Raw genomic sequence first — 21,048 nt, 5'->3', positions numbered from 1 at the left:
GTGATAAAGGGAGAATGGGAGCGTAAAAAGGGAATACTTATAAGGATTTTTCAGACGTGAAGAATACTATGTTTCTGACGATTAAATTCGGATAAAATGGATAAAAAGGAACTGAGAAAATACATTCGGGAACTAAAAAAGAAATACACCCAGGAAGAGAGAAGGCTGCTGTCGTTGGAGGTTTGGAAAAAATTGGAGCAGGATAAGCATTTTCAGCAGGCGAAAATAATTTTAGCTTATTGGTCGTTGGAAGATGAGTTGTATACTCATGATTTTATAAAGCGTTGGTCCCGGGAAAAAATTTTTTTACTGCCTTGTGTCAAAGGAGGGGAATTGGAATTGCGTTATTTTGATGGGGAGGAGAAATTGTGCCCGGGAGAAGGGTATGCAATACCCGAACCGGTAGGAGAGGTATTTACAGATTTTGACCGGATTGATTTAATACTGGTCCCGGGTATGGCTTTTGACGAGGCAGGAAACCGCTTAGGGCGTGGGAAGGGATATTACGATAAGATTTTACAAAATTGCAAGGCCTATAAAATAGGTGTGTGTTTTGCTTTTCAGTTTGTGGAAGAAGTGCCGACGGAGCCCCACGATATCCGAATGGATGCTGTTATGAAATGAGTGCTTTCGAAAAGCAGAATGTCAGGAAGATATAAACTCAAAAAAAAAGCGACAAAAGTCGCTTTTTATTTTTATCAGGCTTGTTTAATAGCTTCCACTGGGCAAACTCCAGCGCAAGTGCCACATTCTGTACATGCGTCTGGATCAATTTGATAGTGATCAGCACCCATTGAGATTGCTCCTACCGGGCATTCTCCTTCACATGTACCACAAGAGATACAATCATCAGATATTACGTAAGCCATTTTTTTAAGTTTTATTGATTAATAATGGGCAAAATTAAAACCAATATTTGAAAGAAAAAAGGTTTTCTGCAGTTTTATTGGGAATTGAAAAAAAAATAGAGAGGTTTAATAGTTATTAAACCTTGAAACACTGGGGAAAAAGATACGTAATAAGAGAAAAACAGGGGCTTCCCCGGTGAGGCAGTATCTTTCCCAACACACACACATACGATAATACTGTCCCGGGGAGCCTTTCCTGTTTTTATAAGTGTAGGGTGAAAATTCATTTTTTTAAGGGGTATAATTTCCGAGTCGTTTGAGGCCCCGGACGTCTCTTATCCAGCAGATTTAAAAGGAAAAATTCAGGATTATGTTTTTCTGTTTACAATAGAATTTATATCTTTGCCCCACTGTTTTAATCGGGGAATAATAGAAATCAGTGCAATGGGAGAACAAATTGACTTAGATCCCCGGAGTTTAAATTTGTTTTTGAGTAGCACATAACATATGTATTATGCAAGTATTTGAATTAAAAGGAGAACTAAGAACCGATTTAGGGAAAAAAGCAACAAAAGTATTAAGAGAAGAGAAAAAAGTTCCTTGTGTATTGTATGGTGGAAAGGAGAATATTCATTTTTCTGTTGTAGAAAAAGATTTGTCAAAATTGGTCTATACTCCTTTCGTATACATTGTAAAAATAATGATTGATGGAAATGCTTACGAAGCTGTGATGCGTGAGATACAATTTCATCCCGTGACAGACCGTATTTTGCACATTGATTTTTATCACATCTTTGCTGAAAAGCCGGTTATTATAGAAGTGCCTGTAAAATTGAAAGGATTTGCAGAGGGTGTACAAGCCGGTGGTAAGTTGGTTCAAGTGATCCGGAAGCTAAAAGTAAAAGCTTTACCTGCTAATTTACCGGGAGAAGTGGAATTGGATGTGACTTCTTTGGGATTAGGAAAATCGATTAAAGTAAAAGAATTATCTTTCGATAATTTTGAAGTTGTAAATGCGAAGGAAGTCGTAATCGCACAAGTGAAGGTAACAAGAGCCTCTAAATCTGTAGAAGCGGGGGATAAGAAATAGTTAAAAAGTGAGATATGAAGTATCTTATTGTAGGGTTGGGGAATATCGGCCCGGAATATCAAGATACGCGGCATAATATCGGATTTAATGTATTGGACGCCTTTGCAAAGGCGTCCAATGTTGTTTTTGAAGATAGGCGTTATGGAGCCGTGTCGGAAGTCAAATTGAAAGGGCGTCCGTTGATATTATTAAAGCCCAACACATATATGAATCTAAGTGGTAAAGCTGTCAGTTATTGGATGCAGAAAGAGAAGATTGCGTTGGAAGATCTGCTTATTCTGGTGGATGATCTGGCTTTACCTTTTGGGACACTTAGACTGAGAGGACAAGGAAGCGATGGGGGGCATAATGGTTTGAAGAGTATTAATGCTTGTCTGGGGACAACCAATTATGCCCGTTTACGTTTCGGTATTGGAAATGAATTTAAAAAGGGACAACAGGTCGATTATGTATTAGGGGGGTGGAAAGAGGAAGAAATCAAGCATATGGATGCTTTATTAGAACGTAGTAAAGAAATTATTAGTAGTTTTGTATTGTTGGGATTATCTAAAACGATGACTTCTTTTAATGGAAAGAAGATAATAGAATCGGAATAATCTGAAAATTTACGGAGAGCTTATGTTGGAAGGAGATAAAGTTAGGATAGATAAGTGGTTATGGGCGGTACGGATATTTAAAACCCGTTCCCTGGCTGCGGAGGCTTGTAACAAAGGGCACGTAAAAATAGGCGATATCCCTGTAAAGGCTTCCCGGGAAGTCCGGTTGGGGGAAGTGATAAAAGTGCGCTTGGCTCCGATTGAACGGCAATACCGGGTAAAAGAACTTACAGATAAGAGAATGTCTGCTCCATTGGCTGTAAATTTTGTAGAAGATATAACGCCTCAAGAACAATTCGATTTATTAAATGCGGCCAGAGCTTACGGATTTGAATACCGGGAAAAAGGGAGTGGGCGGCCTACGAAACGGGACAGGAGAATGATTGATCGGATGAAAAACTATGAAGAAGATTAAAAATACAGGACAATGCTGATTGCGCGGGAGAAAAAAAAGACCAATATTGCCGAATATATTTTATATATGTGGCAGGTAGAAGCGATGTTACGGGCATTGAATTTAGATATACGGCAAGTAGACGAAAAGCTCATCGGAAGTTATCGGATAGATGAAGCGACGGCGAAAGAGATGCATGAGTGGTATGAGAATCTCATCGAGATGATGCGTTTGGAAAAAGTGGAAAAAAGCGGTCATATACAAGTATTGAAAAATGATGTAAATGAATTGACGGAATTGCATTTTTTCCTTTTGCACGAAACCCGGGATATGCGTTACCAACAGATTGTTGCGCAGGCAGCAGCAAATTTGGTGGAATTCCGGGAAAAGTCGGGCGTAGATGAAAGTGTCGGTGACGTAGAATTAGCCTTAAATGCTTTGTATGGGATTTTGATGTTGCGATTGGAGAAAAAAGAGATTTCTGTTCAAACAGAGCAGGCGGTCAAGACATTCAGTAATATGATTGCTTATCTGGCTGCCCGATATAACAAAATGGAAGAAGAAAAGAACTAACTTATATAAAATGACTAAGCTTATGAAAACGACTTTATTTATTTTAGGGATGATATTTATGGGGGTAACACTCTATGCACAAACCAGTAAAAAAGAATATCAGAAAAGTTTTGATAAAGCTGGTATTACAGAAGTAGTTTTGTCAAATCGTTACGGGCAGATTGATGTGGAACAGAAAAAAGCAGACAAGATTGATGTGACGGCTACCATCAGTGTAACGGCTAAAAATAAAAGTAAGGCTGATGAATTTATAGAATATATCCATATCGAGGATGTCGTGAGCGGGGGCTTTTTGAATGTGGAGACTACTTTCGGGAAAGATGTGTTTTTTAAGCAATTGCTTTCCGGATTAGAGATCAATATTGTTTACAAAGTGGTATTGCCTTATGGGATGAAATTGAGAATTATTAATACAGAAGGAAATGTATTTATAAACAATTTTGAGGGAGATCTGGCTATCGATATTAAAAACGGTAACTTTCAATTGGGTAAAATGAAGGACGGAGTATTGCAAATTTTACAGAGTGGGGGGAACTTTGTGGTTGATGATGTGAATACCCTGAATGGACAATTCAAAGATTGCAATTTAAAGATAGAGAAAGTCAGAGAGGCTAAATTGAATTTAGAGAAATGTACCGGTAATCTGGCAACTGCGGCAAAGCTGAATATTACTTCCCAGAATGGAGAGCTGGATTTGGGAGAAATTGAAGAGATGTCGGGTACGGCCAATTCTACCAAATTTGAAATTCAGGATCTTGGAAATGAATTGAGCATGACCATGCGTTTTGGAGAAATAAATATCCGGAATATTCATACCGATTTTTCATTAATCCAGTTGAGAACGAATTATACAAAAGTCGGTTTGACCTTTATGGAAGGAGCAGGCTATAATTTGGAATTAAAGCATAATAAGAGTTTAAAAATGGATCTGCCTGCCGATTTCCAGCTGAGTCAGCAACCTACTTCTGAGAAAAATGTACTTGTAGAAACCGGTTTTATTGGAAATAAGAAGCGAACCGGAAAAGTAGATTTAGAAATCCGGAATGGAAATTTATATATTCAATAATTTCTGTTTGACAGAAAAAGGGAGAGAGCAGAAAAATTTTGGAAGGAATTAGCAAACAGAAGGAATCTTGTTAAAAATCTAACATTCTTTTAAAAAAGCTTTGGAAAATAAATTTTTACTTTTACATTTGTCGCACATAAAGAGAAAAATCATGTATCGTATTGTATTACATCATAACCATCATCATTGCCATCACTGTCTTCAGGTGAGATGATGCCGTTATGCCGTAATCTATTTTAAAGTATAATAAGCTCGCCTGAATCAGGCGGGCTTTTTTATTTCCTTTCTGATTCAGGTTCGGCTTTCTAATAAAACGAACCTTATGACTAATCTAAAAATTGCAATTCAGAAATCGGGCCGGTTGAATGAAGATTCCTTGACTTTATTGAAGGAATGTGGAATATCGGTTAATAACGGAAGGGACCAGTTGATGGCTCAGGCTTCTAATTTTCAGTTGGAAGTGTTGTATTTACGGAATTCCGATATTCCTCAATATGTAAAAGATGGAGTAGCGGACATAGCTATTATCGGAGATAATACGGAGAGAGAGAAAAAAACGGGAATTGTTCATGTGTTGGATTTAGGTTTTTCCCGTTGTCGTTTATCGATCGCTGTTCCCAGAAGTATGGAATTTACCGATTTATCTGATTTACAGGGGAAAAAGATTGCTACTTCTTATCCGAATTCTTTAAAAGATTTTTTGACGGAGAAGGGGATTGAGGCTGAAATACATGAAATTTCCGGTTCTGTCGAAATCGCTCCCAATATTGGATTAGCGGATGCTATTTGCGATTTAGTGAGTTCCGGGAGTACACTTTTCAAAAACGGTTTGCAGGAAGTATATAAAATTTTTGAATCGGAAGCCATTCTGGTCGCCAATCCTTGCTTAGAAGGAGAGAAACGGGTTTTATTGGATAAATTCGTTTTTCGGATTAAAGCTGTGTTGGCGGCGAAAAACAGTAAATATATATTGTTAAATGCGCCGGAGACTGCTTTGGACCGGATATGTGCTTTATTGCCGGGGATGAAAAGTCCTACTGTAATGCCTTTAAAAGAGAAAGGTTGGGTGTCGGTTCACTCTGTGGTGAATGAAAATAAATTTTGGGAGGTAATCGGAAGTTTAAAGGAAGCAGGAGCTGAAGGAATCTTAATTATCCCGATAGAAAAGATGATTCTATAGGATAAAATAGCTGTAAGTTCAGGTAAAGAATTGGTAAATAAATTTTAAAGATAAATAAAATGGAAAAATGGATAAATCCAAGTTTGCAGGATTGGGGAAAAATCATGGCCCGTCCACAAATCGGTAACGATGATTTGGAAAAATTATGTCGTGCTATTTTTATGGAAGTACAGAAAGAGGGAGACAAAGCTTTGATGAAATATACTTGGTATTTTGATCGGGTTCGTATCGGAAATTTCAAGGTGAGTGAGGAAGAAATGGAAGAAGCAGAGGGGAGGGTAAGTCCTGCTTTGAAGGAAGCGATCCGGGAAGCTGCCCGGAATATTGAGGCTTTTCACCTAAAGCAGCTTCCCGGTAGTTGTGAATATGAAAGCGGGAACGGTTTCAGATGTTGGCAGGAGGTAAGGGGGATAGAAAAGGTCGGGTTGTATGTTCCGGGAGGTAGTGCTCCTTTATTTTCTACCGTTTTAATGTTGGTTATACCGGCCCGTATAGCCCATTGCCGGGAAATTGTGATTTGTACTCCCCCCGACCGGGAGGGACGGGTTCCTCCGGCTATTTTATGGGCTGCCCGGTATTGCGGAGCAACCGCTGTCTATAAAGTGGGAGGAGTTCAAGCTATTGCAGCGATGACTTTCGGGACGGAGACAGTACCCCGGGTCTTTAAAATAGTAGGCCCTGGTAATCAGTATGTTACTGCTGCTAAGCGCTTTGCCGGAAATTACGGGCTTGCTATGGATATGCCTGCGGGGCCTTCAGAAGTTCTGATTGTTGCCGATCGGACTGCCCGTCCGGAATATATTGCTGCCGATTTGTTGTCGCAGGCAGAACACGGTAAAGACAGCCAGGCCGTGTTTGTAAGCTGGTGTCCGGATATGCTGGAAAAAGTTGAGAAAGAGGTGAAACGGCAAATAGGCCTATTGCCTCGCTGTGAAATTGCCCGGGCGGCTTGGGAGAATGCCAGATTTGTGGTGTTCGAAAATCCGGAGGTATGTATACAATTTGTAAATGAATATGCTCCGGAACATCTTATCTTGAATATCGAAAACTATCGGGACTATATAGCTGCCATTCAGAATGCCGGCTCTGTCTTTTTGGGAAACTATTCCCCCGAAAGTGCCGGGGATTATGCTTCCGGAACCAATCATACTTTGCCAACCAGTGCTTTTGCCAAAGCGTATAGCGGAATTAATGTAGACACTTTTGTGAAAAAAATCAGTTTTCAGGAAATTAGTGAAAAAGGGCTTCGTTATTTGGCTCCGGTGCTTGTGACGATGGCGGAACAGGAACAGTTGGAAGCACATAAAAATGCAGTACAGATCAGAGTCACCAATAAAGAAACAGAAAAAGAAGCATGATGAAGGTTCAAAATCTGGTCCGGAAAAATATCCGGCTTTTACAGCCCTACTCCTGTGCCCGGGAAGAATATGCGGGAAGCGAAGCGATCTTTTTAGATGCCAATGAAAATCCGTTTGACAATGGTTTTAACCGTTATCCGGATCCTTATCAACGGATGGTAAAAAAGAAGTTAGCAGCCTATAAGCAAGTGGAAGAAAGCCGTTTGATTCTGGGTAACGGGAGTGATGAAATCATTGATCTGCTTATCCGAAGCCTCTGTCAGCCCCGGGAAGACAATCTGATTGTTTTTTCTCCCGGTTATTCGATGTATGAAGTGTGTGGTGCTATTAATGACGTAGAAATCCGGAAAATTAATCTTCAGACTGATTTGCAGCCGGATTGGAGGGAGGTGGAACGTCAATCGGATGCTTCTACAAAACTGATCTTTTTGTGTACGCCGAACAATCCTTTGGGGAATGTAATCCCTTTGGCCGAGATTGAAAAAATATGCGAAAAATTTACGGGTTTGGTGGTCGTAGACGAAGCCTATATTGATTTTACGGAATTCCCTTCAGCCCTTACTTTGTTACGACGGCATGAAAATTTATTTGTATTACAGACTTTATCTAAAGCGTGGGGAATGGCAGGTCTGCGTTTGGGGATTGGCTATGGAACCCCGGCTTTGATCGGGATATTGAACCGGGTAAAAGCACCTTATAATATTAGTGTTCTGACGCAGCGTACTGTTTTGGATGTTTTGGAACAACGGGAAGAGTTTCAGGAAAAACTGAGGGTTATAAAAAAGGAAAGAGAACGTTTATTCCGGGCATTCGTGCAATTGGACATATTCCGGTCTGTATTTCCTTCCGAAGCGAACTTTATACTGGTCACTTTAGACGATTTTCGGGAATTGTATGATTTTTTAGTTCAGCAAAAGATGGTTGTCCGGTTGCGAAATATTCCTCCTCTGGTGGAAGGAGGGTTACGTATCAGTATAGGGGTTCCGGAAGAAAACGACCGATTATTGGCCTTATTGGCTGAGTGGAAATCGGAAAAAAAGACAGAAGTATGTTGAAGAAAAAAATATTATTTGTAGACAGGGACGGGACGATATTACGGGAACCGCCCGTCGACCAACAGATAGATCGTCTGGAAAAATTCGAATTTATTCCGGGAGTTATCGGAGCCTTGAGGCAGCTTGCAATGGAGACGGATTATCGGTTTGTAATGGTGAGCAATCAGGATGGATTGGGAACCCCGGCTTTCCCGCTGGAGAATTTTTTACCCTTGCAACAACTGATGCTTCAGATATTGGAAGGAGAAGGGGTTCATTTTGACGAAGTATTAATCGATGGTAGTTTTCCGGAAGAGCCTTCTTATCGCCGGAAACCGTCTGTCGGAATGGTAGAAAAATACCTGAATGAACTCTTGGACAGGGAAAATTCTTATGTAATCGGGGATCGTTTGTCCGACATGCAGTTGGCGGCTAATATGGGAATCCGGGGGATTTATAGGGGAGGAGAAATATTTACCGATTTACCGGTAGCATTTTGTACAGAATCGTGGCTTGAGATTCGGGATTTTTTAAAGCAGGGTTGTCGGCGGGTAAAAATAGAGCGCCGGACTTCGGAAACAAAGGTGTGTGTGGAGTTGGATTTGAATGGAAGCGGACGGGCTGGGATTGATACTGGCATTGCTTTTTTCGATCATATGCTGGAACAGCTTGCCCGTCACGGTGGCGTTGACTTGTACTTTCAGGTGAAAGGGGATTTGCACGTGGATGAACATCATACCATAGAAGATGCGGCTATTGTATTAGGGGAGGCTTTTCGGGAAGCTTTGGGGAGTAAAAAAGGAATAGAAAGATATGGATTTGCCTTGCCGATGGATGAATCGAAAGCGGAAGTCTTATTGGATTTTGGGGGAAGAGCTTGTTTGGAATGGAGAGTTGCTTTTACGCGGGAGTATGTGGGGGATTTCCCTACGGAGATGACCCGGCATTTTTTTGCGTCTTTTTGTGAAAGTAGTAAATGTAATTTACATATTGTGGCCGAAGGAGAGAATATGCATCATTTAATTGAAGCTATTTTTAAGGCTTTTGCCCGTTGTATCCGGATGGCTATCCGTCAGACAGGTACGGCTATTCCTTCGTCCAAAGGTATCCTTTAAAGAATAAAAAAATGAAAATTGTCGTTGTAGATTATGGTGCCGGAAATGTCTACTCTGTTCTGTCGGCTATTCGCAGATTGGGATATCAGGCAGTGGTCAGCGGAGAGGCGGCCGTGATTCGCTCAGCAGACCGAGTTATTTTCCCCGGAGTGGGACAGGCTTCAGCTGCTATGAAAAAAATACAGCAGAGGGGGATAGATAAATTACTTCCTCAATTAGAAATTCCGGTTTTAGGAATTTGTTTAGGTATGCAACTGATGTGTATAGATACGGAAGAGGATAAGACTTCGGGTTTGGGGATTTTCCCCCTTAGTGTAAAAAAGTTCAGGGATGTTGAAAAAGTCCCTCATATGGGGTGGAATACGATAGGGGGAATGCAAACTGCTTTGTTTAAGGGGGTAAGAGAAGGGGAGAGAATGTATTTTGTGCATTCCTATTATGTTCCGGACAATGCATTTTGTATTGCTCGTTGCGAGTACGGGGGGACTTTTGCTGCAGCTATAGCCAAGGATAATTTTTATGGTTGTCAGTTTCATCCGGAAAAATCTTCCCAGGCAGGAGAAAGAATATTAGGAAATTTTATAAACCAATTATTTTAATAAAACGATGGAAATTATACCGGCAATAGATATTATCGACGGGAAATGTGTCCGTTTGATACAAGGCAATTACAGCCAGTGTAAAATATATTCAGAGGACCCGGTCAGTATGGCTAAGAAATTTGAAGCTTCGGGGTTAAAGCGTTTGCATGTAGTAGATTTAGAGGGAGCGAAATCTTCCCGGGTGGTCAATATGCGGGTGTTGGAGCAGATTTGTAAAAGTACAGGCTTAACAGTGGATTTCGGGGGTGGAATAAAGTCGGACGGAGATCTTCGGGATGTATTTAACGCTGGGGCGGCTTTGGCTTGTATCGGAAGTATGGCGCAAACCCGGGTCGAAAAAGTGTTGGAATGGATTGATTTGTATGGGGGAGAAAAAATAATTATCGGTGTGGATAGTTGGAATACCAAAGTGTGCATTCAAGGTTGGAAAAAAGTGACGGGTACGACCATTTTTGAATTGATAGACCGATACAAAGAAAGGATAAAATATTTGATGTGTACCGATATTACCCGGGACGGAACATTAGAAGGGACGGCTGTGAATTTATATGCGGATTTACGAAAGCGTTATCCTCTTTTAAATTTGATTGCTTCCGGTGGAATAGGCGGGATGGAAGATTTGGAGCGATTGGCTCATTTGGGTCTGTATGGGGCCATTGTCGGAAAGGCTATTTATGAGAATAAGATAACTTTTGCAGAGCTTAGAGGGCGGTTTTAAAATCTGGTTGGGGGCGGACAAGAGGAAGAGAGAGGCGGTTTAATCGGAAAAGAAGTATCGTTTTTGCATTTGAACATTTTATGATTAATATATTAAAAGACGTGTCCTATGTTGGCAAAGCGCATTATTCCCTGCCTGGACGTTATGAATGGCAGGACAGTGAAAGGGGTTCATTTTTTGAATTTGAAAGATGCCGGGGATATTGTAGAGTTGGGGAAAAAATATTCAGAAGAGGGAGCTGACGAATTGGTATTTTTAGACATTACAGCCAGTAGTGATAAGAGAAAAACGGTCTTGGAGTGGGTAGAGCGGGTGGCTGCCGAGATCAATATCCCTTTTACGGTAGGGGGAGGTATTGCATCCGAAAAAGATGTAGAGGCTTTATTGGGGAAAGGTGCCGACAAGATTTCGGTGAATTCTTCGGTATTGAAGGATCCGGATTTAATAAATCGTTTGGCTTATTCGTTCGGAAAACAGTGTATTGTCGTAGCGATAGATGCAAAGGAAGAAGGGGGAAGCTGGGTGGTTTACCGTAAGGGGGGAAGGGAACGGACTGCGAGGGAGCTTTTTTCCTGGGCGCGGGAAGTGGAGGAAAGGGGTGGGGGAGAAATCCTTTTTACTTCTATGAATCACGACGGTACGCATAGGGGGTTTGCTTGTGAGGCGTTGGCCCGCCTGGAAGAGAAAGCTGGGATTCCCATAATTGCTTCGGGCGGAGCGGGTCGGGCGGAGGATTTTTATCGTGTTTTCCAATACGGAAAAGTGGAGGCTGCGCTCGCCGCCGGAATATTTCATTATGGGGAAATCAGTATAAAGGAAGTAAAAGAATATTTGAGAAAAAAAGGAATAGAAGTCAGGTGATTTTAAAAACGAATATATGGAAATAGAAGCATTGAAATTCGATGAAAAAGGATTAATTCCAGCCATTGTACAGGATTCAAAAACGGGTGTCGTACTGATGCAGGCTTTTATGAATAGAACGTCTCTGGAAAGGACGTTGGCGTCCGGCAAAGTGTGTTTTTTCAGTCGTTCCCGTCAGCGTTTGTGGACGAAAGGAGAAGAAAGCGGACACTTTTTATATTTAAAAGAAATCTTATCCGATTGCGATAATGATTCTTTATTGATAAAGGCTGATCCTATTGGTACTGTTTGTCATACCGGAAAAGATACCTGTTGGGGAGAGATAAATCAGAATCCGGATTTTCTTTTTTATTTACAGGAATATCTGAAGAAGAGAAAAAATGATTCTCCGGAAGAATCTTATACGGCCCGGTTGATCTCCCGCGGTATAAATAAAGTGGCACAAAAAGTCGGAGAGGAAGCTGTAGAATTGGTCATTGAAGCGAAAGATAACAATGAAATCTTATTTTTAAACGAAGCGGCCGATTTAATGTATCATTATTTGGTTTTGTTGATAGCGAAAGGATATGGACTGGAAGAAGTAATTGAGGTTTTGAGAGAAAGACACAAGTAATGGGATAGATAAAGCTGTACAAAAAACCAAAATTTTGACTTTTTGTACAGTTTTATTTAGTTATTCAATGCTTTCCACAGTTCATCTTTTAGTGCTGTAATGCCTTCTCCTGTCACGGAAGAAATAAATACATAAGGTATATCCGGCAGGTCGGATTCCATTTCCGTCATTAATTCTGTGTCGGCACAGTCGCATTTGGTGATAGCCAGTACTCTTTTTTTATCCAGTAATTCCGGATTATATTCCTTTAATTCATTCAGTAGGATTTTATATTCCTGGTGGATATCCGGTGAGTCTACCGGAATCATAAATAAAAGTACAGAATTGCGTTCAATATGGCGTAAAAAGCGGATTCCCAGCCCTTTTCCGAGGTGGGCGCCTTCAATGATACCGGGGATATCGGCCATGACGAAAGATTGATTGTCCCGGTAAGTAACGATCCCTAGGTTGGGGACTAAAGTAGTAAAAGGATAGTTTGCGATTTCCGGTTTGGCTGCGGATACGACAGAGAGAAGGGTCGACTTACCTGCATTCGGGAAACCGACTAAGCCGACATCGGCCAATACTTTTAATTCCAGGATAACGGTGCGTTCGACTCGGGGTTCTCCCGGCTGGGCATAGCGGGGGGTCTGATTCGTGGCCGATTTGAAATTCCAATTTCCTAATCCTCCGCGTCCTCCTTTGACGAGGACCTCTTCGCTGTTATCTTCTGTAATCTCACATATCATTTCTCCTGTTTCTGCATCGCGGGCAACTGTTCCGAGAGGAACGTCTATAATTTTATCTTCTCCGTCAGCTCCGCTGCAACGGGCTTCACTTCCACCTTCTCCGTCTCCGGCAAAAACATGTCGCTGGTATTTGAGGTGAATTAAGGTCCAATAATTCCGGTTCCCTTTGAGAATCACATGGCCTCCTCTTCCGCCGTCTCCTCCGTCCGGGCCACCTTTGGCCGTCATCTTATCCCGGTGCAAATGTGCTGAACCTTTACCGCCAGCACCGCTGCGGCAGAATATTTTTACATAGTCAATGAAATTCGTTGAAGCCATAAAATTCAGGTTTTATTTCGAGTTTGTGTCTCCCCTTGGCAAGAGGCTTTTCAGGCGTTTTTTATTTAGAGTGTATGTTTCACCTCAAGGGAGATTTATATTATTAATGATCGGTAATGTCTTATTCATTTGTTGCAGTGCTTAAAATATATAAATCCGGATAATTGCGTCCTAATCCATCGTAATCCAGTCCTCTCCCCACGACAAAGTCGTTTTCAAGTTCCAAAGCACAGTAGTCGACTGTTACTGGATGAGTGAGGGCTTTGGGTTTGTAAAACATAGTGGCTACTTTGATCGCTTTCGGATTTTTACCTTTGAGGTAGTCAATTAAATAAGTCATTGACCTACCGGAATCGATCATATCTTCCAATATAACGATTGTCCGGTCCGTCAGATTTACGTTACAGCCGATCAGTTCTTTGATTTTCCCGGTGGAAGACGTTCCTTCATAAGAAGCGATTCTCATGAAACAGATTTCAGTTCCGGGGATAGTAATCTGTTTTAATAGATCAGAAGTAAACATAAACGAGCCGTTTAATATACTTAAAAACAGCGGTTTTGTATCTTTCAGATCTTTGTTGATTTCATTTGCAACTTTAGCAATAGCTTGATCGATTGTTGCCGCATCAATAAGTAGTTCGAATTCTTTGTCGTGTAATTTTACTTTTTTCATCGCCGAACGCTGTTTGTGTCTTATTGGAACCTGAGATTTGTTTTTTTTTATTTACTTTGTGCAAAAGTAATGTTTTTACGGTATATTTCGGCAGAAAGATTAGAAATAACGTTTACATTATGGAGAAGTGGGGGGATTGTCGGCAGACTTCAGCCGTTGATGTAGAAGTGGGCGGAAGACAGAAGCGGTTTTGGTAAATGGAAGGAGAAGCTGCTTTATCGGCAGAAGCAGGGGAGGAGAAAAGGAGAAATAGAAAAAGATTGTATTTTAAATCAGAGAATAATGACACCGAAAGTTAGTATTATTATGGGAAGTACTTCGGATTTACCAGTGATGGAAAAGGCGGCCGAAGTCTTGAATAATTTTTGTATCCCTTTTGAAATGAATGCCCTTTCTGCACACAGAACTCCTGCTGAGGTGGAGGATTTTGCAAAAAATGCGGCAGAAAGAGGAATAGAAGTAATTATTGCAGGAGCTGGTATGGCGGCTCATTTACCGGGAGTAATTGCAGCGATGACCCCTGTACCTGTCATTGGAGTACCGATCAAATCTTCCGTAGAAGGTATGGATGCCTTATTGGCTATTGTACAGATGCCTCCGGGCATTCCTGTCGCTACAGTTGCCATCAATGGTGCAATGAATGCAGGTATTCTGGCGGCCCAGATCTTAGCTGTGGGAGATGCAGAATTAAAAAAGAAAATCCTTTCTTATAAGGAATCCTTGAAGAAAAAAATCGTAGATGCAAACAAAGAATTGGCACAAGTAAAGTACACTTATAAGACCAATTGATTTTAGTGAGAGGAGGTCGGTTTAAAAGGGGCTCCGGAAAACTTTTTTAGAAGCATAAGGTGGTGTACTTGCTCGGTTCGGGTTTGGCGATGGGTGGAGAAACGAGCTTTCGGTCTGAATCGATAGTTTTATCAAAAACCAATGTTTTATTCAGCGACAGAGCGTTTGTCTCTCCTCTGAAAAAAGTTTTCCGGATAATTTATGCATTAGGGGGAATATCGTTTTTCCCCCGAAACGACTCGAGTAAAATGCGATTACAAATGGATGCGGAGCTGAGCAGTCAAATCGAAGAGTTTATTGCCTTCGACTCGGGTTACCGATGAGCCGATATGATCTGCATCCGGATAATAGGTAAAACCGGTTTTTAGATAAAAGGTTAAAATCCGGTGCAGTTTCCAGTTCAGATTCAGGTAGGTCCGGAATCCCCGTTCGAAATAAGCAGGAAACGAATAGCCGTATAATACGTTATTTTCGTAACTGTAGATACGGGTATTGTACGAGTCCGTATCGAAATAAGCCAGGCGAAGCTGGAAGTTAAATTTTTCCTTTCCGGAGGTATAAATAAGGTCTTGGTGAATCAGATAACCTTTTTCCCGCAGGTGTAGTTTGCGATAAAAAGTAAAGTCGATGCGTGTCCGCAATTCCAATTTTTTGAGAGGTCGGTAACTCAGTTGATACCGTATTTCGTTTTTTACCCTTAAGACGGTATAGGTGTGATCCGTATGGTTGAAATTTTCCGGTTTTCTTTCGTTTTTGAACCGGAATAAATGTTCAAAATCCGAAAGAGTATAATTTGCTTCGAAGAGAAATTCCTGACCGGCATCCGGTACATAAGCATTATAACGGGGACTGAAATAGCGGAACCAATCGTAATAGGTATTGATTTTTAGGTTTTTAACGGGAGATATGTCCAAGCCGATATAAAGTCCTTCTTCGTTGGAGGTGTTGGAATATTCTCCGAATCCGTGGGCATAACGGGAAACGTAGTTTTTATCATATCGTCTGTATATCACGCTCATCGCGGCATTTGCGTAGAGGCTGAAACGCAATCCATTTACGGTTGCCCAGCTATGTTGTTCACATGTAGCTGTTTCTCCGAATAAATAAATATTTCGAAAACTTGTTTTATAATCGATACTGGTTAACAAACGTTTTTTCCCCTCATCGTTAAATTGCTGATAAATTTTTTCTCCTTTTTTGATCGGCGGTTGAAAATTGTAATACACGGTATTTATTCCGATTCGAAAAGCTGAAGCATTCCAATGAAAAGACAGACCGGTTGTCCATTCTTTTAGCTGATGTTTTTTCTCGTTTTCTGTACTATTCCGGTGGTTTCCGCTTTCATAAAGTGTTGCCGTTAAAATATTTTCTTCATTGATGCTAGCGGGATCGATTCTATTTCCATCCGTTTTTTTAGAAGAAAAAAATAAATCTGTTTGCAAAGAAGGTAGCGGTTGCAAAGAGAGGGCAACGCCTCTTAAAAAATTGTTTTCATCTGTGGAGGTATGAGGACTAAAACCTTTTCCTGATTTTTCGTTTCCGAGAGCTAAGGAGGATTTACCGGAGGAAAAGCCTCCCCAGGCAACGAGACCTTGTCCCCATTGCGTCCGATAGTCTCCCAAAATGATTTTTCGGAAAAAATGGGTGGTTGTGGCACAAAGATGAGCTGAAAAAAAATCGAAACCCATTTTTTGATACCGGGTAAAGTAAGCTTCCCCCGGATCATTTTCCAGTGTTAATCCGGCTTGCCAATGATCACCCGTTTTAATTTTGTATTTTAAAAGTGTACCCAGAGGAATTCCCTGAAACCGGGATGCCTGTTTTTTCAGGTATTGAGCTTCACTTTTAAAAGCGGAAGGAGAATAGGACTTATAACCTTCCTGGCGGGGAAGAGTTGAGCGGGCTTTGGCCAGTATTTCCTGAGAAGTATATTTTCGGATAGCTTGTAGGCGTTTTCTGCCTGTCACTTCTCCTAAACAGATAAAAGGGGAGATGTTTTCCAGATCTTTTTTTCCGATGCCTCCTACCAGTAGCAATTCGTGGCGGGAAAGGAAAATCCCGTATTTTTTACGAAAGCTGAGAATACGGTCGATCTGACTGTCTGATAGGAAAAAGAGCATTTTTAGAGAATCGAAACCGGCTGTGTTAATATTCAAAGGATAACGTTGTAAGTGTAGCAAGGTGCGGGTCATTTCTTCATATCCTTCTTCTGAATGAAGGATATCGTTCGTTTCCAATAATTTTTCTATATCCAATGATTCTTGAGCGCAGAGCGGCAATAAAGGACAAGCGCAAAGAAACAGGAAAAATAAAAATGTTTTCATAGAACGCCGAATTAGTAGAGGACAGAAAAGTAAAACTCAATTTTCAGAAGAAGACTGACAGTTTGCGAATACATTTATGTTACTGCAAATGTCAGGGTGCACAAAGGATCGTTGTCCCTGGAATAAACGATTGAATCAAAATATTTGTACCAACGGGAAATAGAATATTCCCTCATGGTTGTGTAAAACCACCACTTTATAAACAGGACAGAAAGAATAAGAAAGTGAAAAATAGCAAAATGTTGAGAGGTATTTTTTATCGTTTTATCTGTCCACCTTCCTTGTAAAAGTTTTCTACCTTCAAATTTACGAAATTTAAAGATAGGTGTTGCCGGAAGGAACGTCTAAAATTTTTAAAATAAAAGGGATGAAAAGAGCTCAGGCTTTGCTGTCGCATTCTTAGAATATATTAGGTAAGGTCAATTTTTTTTATGCAATATTGTCAGGATCTCTTGTTCAGATAGCTTTTTTACATTCGTAATAATCATATTTTCGTGCAAAAAATTTCCATACAAATTACATTCATTGATAATTGTTTCAAACGTTTTTTTCAGGTTGGTGTCTAAGGGTAAAAGGAGTAGCGATGTAGAATAACTTTTATAGAAATCGATTTGTTCAATGATTCCTTTTAAAGGAGCAAGGGCTGTTTCAATTTCATCCTGGATGATGCGCTGTTGGAATTCTTGTAATTGTTCGTCTGTGCGATGGAGGAAAACACAAAAATAGCGTAACAAAGAACCTTGACCTCCCAATCCTGTGGAGATGAAAATACCCGGATCATCTAATAATCCGGATTGTATCAACATGCGGGATTGCTGTAAAGCAATGATTGCCCATTTCTGTAAAGCCCCTTCGGATTTGGAAAAAGATTCGATAGCGCGGTAAACCGAAATATCATCGAGAGTACCCAGAATTACCAGCATTTCTTTTTTCTTGTCCAGCGGTAAAGTTTCGTCGTATAAATCGTTTATTTGTTCCAGGTATTGTTTACAGAGGATTTGGTATTTTTCGGCATTAGTAGACAACATTTTCGCGAGATTGAAATATTCTTTTTGGACTTTGATATCTACTTCTTCTTCCAGAATATTCAAATTCGATCCTACTTGTGCCAGTAGCTCGCTAATATTTTCCCATTTTTTTTCTAATTCTTTCTCCATCCCTCTATGTAAAAGTTTATCCCACAAATTTAAACGATTTATATGGTAATAAAAATACTCTCTTTTTTGATTTTGGTAAAATACGATAAATCCTTTTAAAGGTAAGTCTTTTCCCGAATTATTTTAATTTTTTATCTCTTTTCTATTTTTGAAATCTCCTTCTTCACCTTTTACAACCTTTTCTGCATTCCTGCCAAATAAGTTCTGTTTGCTGTAATTAAAAATCCTTGTTTTCTCGGGGGATAAGCGTATTGAAAAAAAGATATTATTTTTTATAAAAAAAGCTGTCAGTTTATACCGACAGCTTTTATATTCTTTCTTAAGGATTAAGCCTTATGTCTGTGTTCGTCAGAGATCGTTAATTTTTTCCTCCCTTTAGCTCTTCTTTTCGATAAAACGGCTCTGCCACTGGCAGTAGACATTCTCTCTCTGAAACCATGTTTGTTTCTTTTCTTTCTGTTAGATGGTTGAAATGTACGTTTCATTGCACTTATTTTTTGGATATTATTTTCAAACTTTGGATTGCAAAAGTATGGAATTTTTTAATTACTCCAAAGAAAAGAAACTTTTTTTCAGGACTAAATTTTTCGATTTGTCTTCTTTCGGAGACTCACATTTATTTTTTTGAAACTTTTCACTTCTTTTTTCGTATACACGGTGATTGTTTATATCCCGGACAGTAATTCTGTTTCTCGTGAGTAATTTTATTAATTAAACAGTATGTATAGTTATGAGACAACTTAAAATAACGAAGCAGATAACAGGACGTGAATCTTATGCGATAGAGAAATATTTGCAAGAGATCGGGAAAATTCATGTATTGAATCCGGACGAAGAAGCACGTTTGGCCAAACAAATTAAAAAGGGAAATAGTGAAGCCCGGGAGCGATTGGTATTAAGTAATTTACGCTTTGTCGTTTCGGTGGCCAAACAATACCAGAATCATGGATTGACGTTAGGAGATCTCATAAACGAAGGAAATTTAGGATTGATAAAGGCTGCTGAGTGTTTTGACGAAACCAAAGGATTTAAATTTATTTCTTATGCTGTTTGGTGGATTCGTCAGTCGATATTACAGGCTATTGCAGAAAATGCCCGTTTAATCCGTTTGCCTTTGAATAAAATCAGTACGATAAATAAAGTAAATAAATTTTATACTTTATTGGAACAGGAATATCAGCGGGAACCTACTGCAGAAGAAATTGCTGAAAAAATGGATATTTCTCCGGAAGATGTGAAAGAAAATATGAAGATCGCCAATAAACCTATTTCTATGGATGCTCCGTTGACAACGGGAGAAGAAGCGATTAATTTGTACGATATTTATATTCCCTCAGAGAATGTAATGGCAGCTCCGGAAGCCGGTTTGAATCACGATTCTTTAAAAAAAGACATTGAGCGTTCTTTATCTGTCCTGACCGAAAGAGAAGCTACTATTGTCAGTATGTATTACGGATTAAACGGTTATGTGGCGATGTCACTCGAAGAAATCGGTGCGAAATTAACCCTGACAAGTGAGCGGGTCCGGCAAGTAAAGTCGAAAGCAATCCGGAAATTGAAAGAAGCCCGTTGTGTGAAACGATTGAAAACGTATTTGTAATGCTTGAGAACGTATTCTCTTTTTAGTTCCATAGAAATATTCCCGGGCTGAAAAATAAACTACTTCCGGGGAAAAAATGAAAAATTTATAACGTAATATTAAATCAAAGAGGTCGAAAGGCCTCTTTTTTATTTGTTATTCTTTAAAAACGGATTATTTTTGCAAGGATATGTGAATGTGTTAAAAATAGGCACGAAATTGTCGGGAGGAAAGAGTGAAGGAGCGGATTTGGCTGTGGGACTCGGACACACATTTATAGGGGAAAATGACAGTTATTTAAAAATTTGAGATTATGACACACAACAATTCTTTGTCAGACAGCTTGATAAAGTTGGATCCCACGGCTTTTCAGGCGGAGGTGAACGGGAAAGTTACTCACTTGTTCCTACTGAAAAATAAAAACGGAGTAGAAATTGCTGTAACGAACTACGGCGGTTTTGTCGTATCGGTAATGGTTCCGGATAAAAACGGGGAATATGCCGATGTCGTATTGGGACATAGTAGTTTAGAGGATTATCAGAAAACGCCTGAACCTTATTTGGGTTCATTAGTAGGCCGGTATGGGAACCGTATTGCTGATGGAAAATTTACTTTAGATGGTAAGGAATATACTTTGGCAATTAACAATGGTCCGAATACGCTTCACGGAGGCTTAACCGGTTTTAATGCAGTCGTTTGGGATGCCGAACAACTGAATTCGCAAACGTTAAAGCTGAATTATTTATCAGTGGACGGGGAAGAAGGTTTTCCGGGGAATTTGTCTATAGAAGTCGTTTATCATCTGAGTAATGAGAATGCTTTGGAGATATCTTATCAGGCTATGACGGATAAAAAGACGGTTATCAACCTGACCCAGCATTCTTTTTTTAATTTAGCGGGTACCGCCGATCCTACTCCTACGATTTGCGATCATATCTTGACCATCAATGCCGATCATTATACCCCTATGGATAAGGTTTCGATTCCAACCGGGGAAATTGCTCCGGTGTCAGGAACGCCTATGGATTTCCGGGCCCCTCGTATCGTCGGTGAACGCATAGAGGATTCGTTTGAACAATTAGTATTCGGAAAAGGATATGACCATTGTTATGTGCTGAATAAAAAAGAAGCGGGAGAGCTTTCTTTTGCTGCAAGGGTTGTCGATCCCAAGAGCGGACGTACCCTGGAAGTGTATACAACAGAGCCAGGCGTACAGCTTTATACAGGCAATTGGCTGGGAGGTTTTGCAGGTAAATACGGAGCTACTTATCCGGAGAGAAGTGCTATTTGTCTGGAAACACAGCATTTCCCGGATAGTCCGAATAAACCTCACTTCCCGTCCGTAGTATTGGGTGTAGGAGAGGTATATACTCAAAAATGCATTTATAAATTCGGTGTGGAAAAATAATATCATTAATATCTAAATTAAAAA

At 40.2% G+C, this 21,048-nt stretch carries 23 protein-coding genes; 17 read left to right on the top strand and 6 right to left on the bottom strand.

What is annotated here, in order from left to right:
* The first annotated feature begins 96 nt into the window (after positions 1-96).
* Entirely contained in the window at positions 97-624 is a 528-nt protein-coding gene (locus HMPREF9449_RS08540) for a 5-formyltetrahydrofolate cyclo-ligase (protein WP_009136857.1), read from the top strand.
* Between the two features lie 74 nt (positions 625-698).
* Here the strand turns inward: HMPREF9449_RS08540 and HMPREF9449_RS16255 are convergent, their stop codons facing one another.
* Positions 699-869 carry a 4Fe-4S binding protein gene (locus HMPREF9449_RS16255; protein WP_009136856.1) on the bottom strand — a complete coding sequence of 57 codons (171 nt, stop codon included), beginning with the start codon at positions 867-869 and terminating at the stop codon, positions 699-701.
* Between the two features lie 493 nt (positions 870-1,362).
* On the opposite strand from HMPREF9449_RS16255, the gene HMPREF9449_RS08530 reads away from it, so the two are divergent.
* The 13 genes from HMPREF9449_RS08530 (at position 1,363) to hisIE (ending at position 12,048) form a co-directional block, all read left to right on the top strand.
* The gene (locus tag HMPREF9449_RS08530; RefSeq protein ID WP_009136855.1) at positions 1,363-1,938 is read left to right on the top strand and encodes a 50S ribosomal protein L25/general stress protein Ctc; all 576 of its coding nucleotides are present in this window, start codon (positions 1,363-1,365) and stop codon (positions 1,936-1,938) included.
* A 14-nt stretch (positions 1,939-1,952) separates the two neighbouring features.
* Positions 1,953-2,534 carry an aminoacyl-tRNA hydrolase gene (pth, locus tag HMPREF9449_RS08525; RefSeq protein WP_009136854.1) on the top strand — a complete coding sequence of 194 codons (582 nt, stop codon included), beginning with the start codon at positions 1,953-1,955 and terminating at the stop codon, positions 2,532-2,534.
* A 22-nt stretch (positions 2,535-2,556) separates the two neighbouring features.
* On the top strand, positions 2,557-2,949 hold the full coding sequence (locus HMPREF9449_RS08520) for an RNA-binding S4 domain-containing protein (RefSeq protein WP_009136853.1): 393 nt from the start codon (positions 2,557-2,559) through the stop codon (positions 2,947-2,949).
* A 12-nt stretch (positions 2,950-2,961) separates the two neighbouring features.
* Positions 2,962-3,501 carry a DUF4924 family protein gene (locus tag HMPREF9449_RS08515; RefSeq protein ID WP_009136852.1) on the top strand — a complete coding sequence of 180 codons (540 nt, stop codon included), beginning with the start codon at positions 2,962-2,964 and terminating at the stop codon, positions 3,499-3,501.
* Positions 3,502-3,523: 22 nt separating this feature from the next.
* The gene (locus HMPREF9449_RS08510) at positions 3,524-4,567 is read left to right on the top strand and encodes a hypothetical protein (RefSeq protein ID WP_009136851.1); all 1,044 of its coding nucleotides are present in this window, start codon (positions 3,524-3,526) and stop codon (positions 4,565-4,567) included.
* A 322-nt stretch (positions 4,568-4,889) separates the two neighbouring features.
* Positions 4,890-5,747, top strand: a complete 858-nt coding sequence (gene hisG, locus HMPREF9449_RS08505) for an ATP phosphoribosyltransferase (protein ID WP_009136850.1) — start codon at positions 4,890-4,892, stop codon at positions 5,745-5,747.
* A 59-nt stretch (positions 5,748-5,806) separates the two neighbouring features.
* Positions 5,807-7,105: a histidinol dehydrogenase gene (gene hisD, locus HMPREF9449_RS08500; RefSeq protein WP_009136849.1), complete on the top strand. Its 1,299-nt coding sequence runs from the start codon at positions 5,807-5,809 to the stop codon at positions 7,103-7,105.
* The gene (gene hisC, locus HMPREF9449_RS08495; protein ID WP_147640151.1) at positions 7,105-8,160 is read left to right on the top strand and encodes a histidinol-phosphate transaminase; all 1,056 of its coding nucleotides are present in this window, start codon (positions 7,105-7,107) and stop codon (positions 8,158-8,160) included. The genes hisD and hisC overlap by 1 nt, the downstream gene beginning before the upstream one ends.
* Entirely contained in the window at positions 8,154-9,254 is a 1,101-nt protein-coding gene (hisB, locus tag HMPREF9449_RS08490) for a bifunctional histidinol-phosphatase/imidazoleglycerol-phosphate dehydratase HisB (RefSeq protein ID WP_009136847.1), read from the top strand. Before hisC ends, hisB begins: the two co-directional genes overlap by 7 nt.
* Before the next feature lie 11 nt (positions 9,255-9,265).
* Positions 9,266-9,853 carry an imidazole glycerol phosphate synthase subunit HisH gene (gene hisH, locus HMPREF9449_RS08485; RefSeq protein WP_009136846.1) on the top strand — a complete coding sequence of 196 codons (588 nt, stop codon included), beginning with the start codon at positions 9,266-9,268 and terminating at the stop codon, positions 9,851-9,853.
* 7 nt (positions 9,854-9,860) lie between these two features.
* A complete protein-coding gene (gene hisA, locus HMPREF9449_RS08480; RefSeq protein WP_009136845.1) occupies positions 9,861-10,574 on the top strand; it encodes a 1-(5-phosphoribosyl)-5-[(5-phosphoribosylamino)methylideneamino]imidazole-4-carboxamide isomerase in 714 nt (237 codons plus the stop codon).
* 108 nt (positions 10,575-10,682) lie between these two features.
* A complete protein-coding gene (gene hisF, locus HMPREF9449_RS08475; protein ID WP_009136844.1) occupies positions 10,683-11,435 on the top strand; it encodes an imidazole glycerol phosphate synthase subunit HisF in 753 nt (250 codons plus the stop codon).
* Between the two features lie 16 nt (positions 11,436-11,451).
* The gene (hisIE, locus tag HMPREF9449_RS08470) at positions 11,452-12,048 is read left to right on the top strand and encodes a bifunctional phosphoribosyl-AMP cyclohydrolase/phosphoribosyl-ATP diphosphatase HisIE (RefSeq protein WP_009136843.1); all 597 of its coding nucleotides are present in this window, start codon (positions 11,452-11,454) and stop codon (positions 12,046-12,048) included.
* A gap of 56 nt (positions 12,049-12,104) precedes the next feature.
* Here hisIE and obgE read toward each other — a convergent pair whose 3' ends face one another.
* Complete coding sequence (gene obgE / locus HMPREF9449_RS08465) at positions 12,105-13,094, bottom strand: GTPase ObgE (RefSeq protein ID WP_009136842.1); 990 nt, start codon at positions 13,092-13,094, stop codon at positions 12,105-12,107.
* Positions 13,095-13,215: 121 nt separating this feature from the next.
* On the bottom strand, positions 13,216-13,767 hold the full coding sequence (locus tag HMPREF9449_RS08460; protein ID WP_009136841.1) for a phosphoribosyltransferase: 552 nt from the start codon (positions 13,765-13,767) through the stop codon (positions 13,216-13,218).
* A gap of 282 nt (positions 13,768-14,049) precedes the next feature.
* Here HMPREF9449_RS08460 and purE point away from each other — a divergent pair, with 282 nt between their 5' ends.
* Positions 14,050-14,556: a 5-(carboxyamino)imidazole ribonucleotide mutase gene (gene purE / locus HMPREF9449_RS08455; RefSeq protein WP_009136840.1), complete on the top strand. Its 507-nt coding sequence runs from the start codon at positions 14,050-14,052 to the stop codon at positions 14,554-14,556.
* A 254-nt stretch (positions 14,557-14,810) separates the two neighbouring features.
* Here the strand turns inward: purE and HMPREF9449_RS08450 are convergent, their stop codons facing one another.
* The 3 genes from HMPREF9449_RS08450 to rpmH all read right to left on the bottom strand — a co-directional run bounded on the left by HMPREF9449_RS08450 (position 14,811) and on the right by rpmH (position 18,522).
* On the bottom strand, positions 14,811-16,880 hold the full coding sequence (locus tag HMPREF9449_RS08450; protein WP_009136839.1) for a helix-hairpin-helix domain-containing protein: 2,070 nt from the start codon (positions 16,878-16,880) through the stop codon (positions 14,811-14,813).
* Positions 16,881-17,299: 419 nt separating this feature from the next.
* Positions 17,300-18,037 carry a hypothetical protein gene (locus tag HMPREF9449_RS08445; protein WP_040611288.1) on the bottom strand — a complete coding sequence of 246 codons (738 nt, stop codon included), beginning with the start codon at positions 18,035-18,037 and terminating at the stop codon, positions 17,300-17,302.
* Positions 18,038-18,363: 326 nt separating this feature from the next.
* Positions 18,364-18,522 (bottom strand): 50S ribosomal protein L34, encoded by a 159-nt coding sequence (rpmH, locus tag HMPREF9449_RS16250; RefSeq protein ID WP_071987186.1) that lies wholly within the window; start codon positions 18,520-18,522, stop codon positions 18,364-18,366.
* A gap of 245 nt (positions 18,523-18,767) precedes the next feature.
* On the opposite strand from rpmH, the gene HMPREF9449_RS08440 reads away from it, so the two are divergent.
* On the top strand, positions 18,768-19,637 hold the full coding sequence (locus tag HMPREF9449_RS08440; protein WP_009136837.1) for a sigma-70 family RNA polymerase sigma factor: 870 nt from the start codon (positions 18,768-18,770) through the stop codon (positions 19,635-19,637).
* A 292-nt stretch (positions 19,638-19,929) separates the two neighbouring features.
* A complete protein-coding gene (locus HMPREF9449_RS08435) occupies positions 19,930-21,024 on the top strand; it encodes an aldose epimerase family protein (protein WP_009136836.1) in 1,095 nt (364 codons plus the stop codon).
* Positions 21,025-21,048: the final 24 nt, after the last annotated feature.

The organism is Odoribacter laneus YIT 12061 (assembly GCF_000243215.1).
In the GTDB taxonomy this organism is placed as follows: domain Bacteria; phylum Bacteroidota; class Bacteroidia; order Bacteroidales; family Marinifilaceae; genus Culturomica; species Culturomica lanea.
Note: the sequence above shows the minus strand (reverse complement) of the source record. Positions and strands in the feature narration are given on the sequence as shown.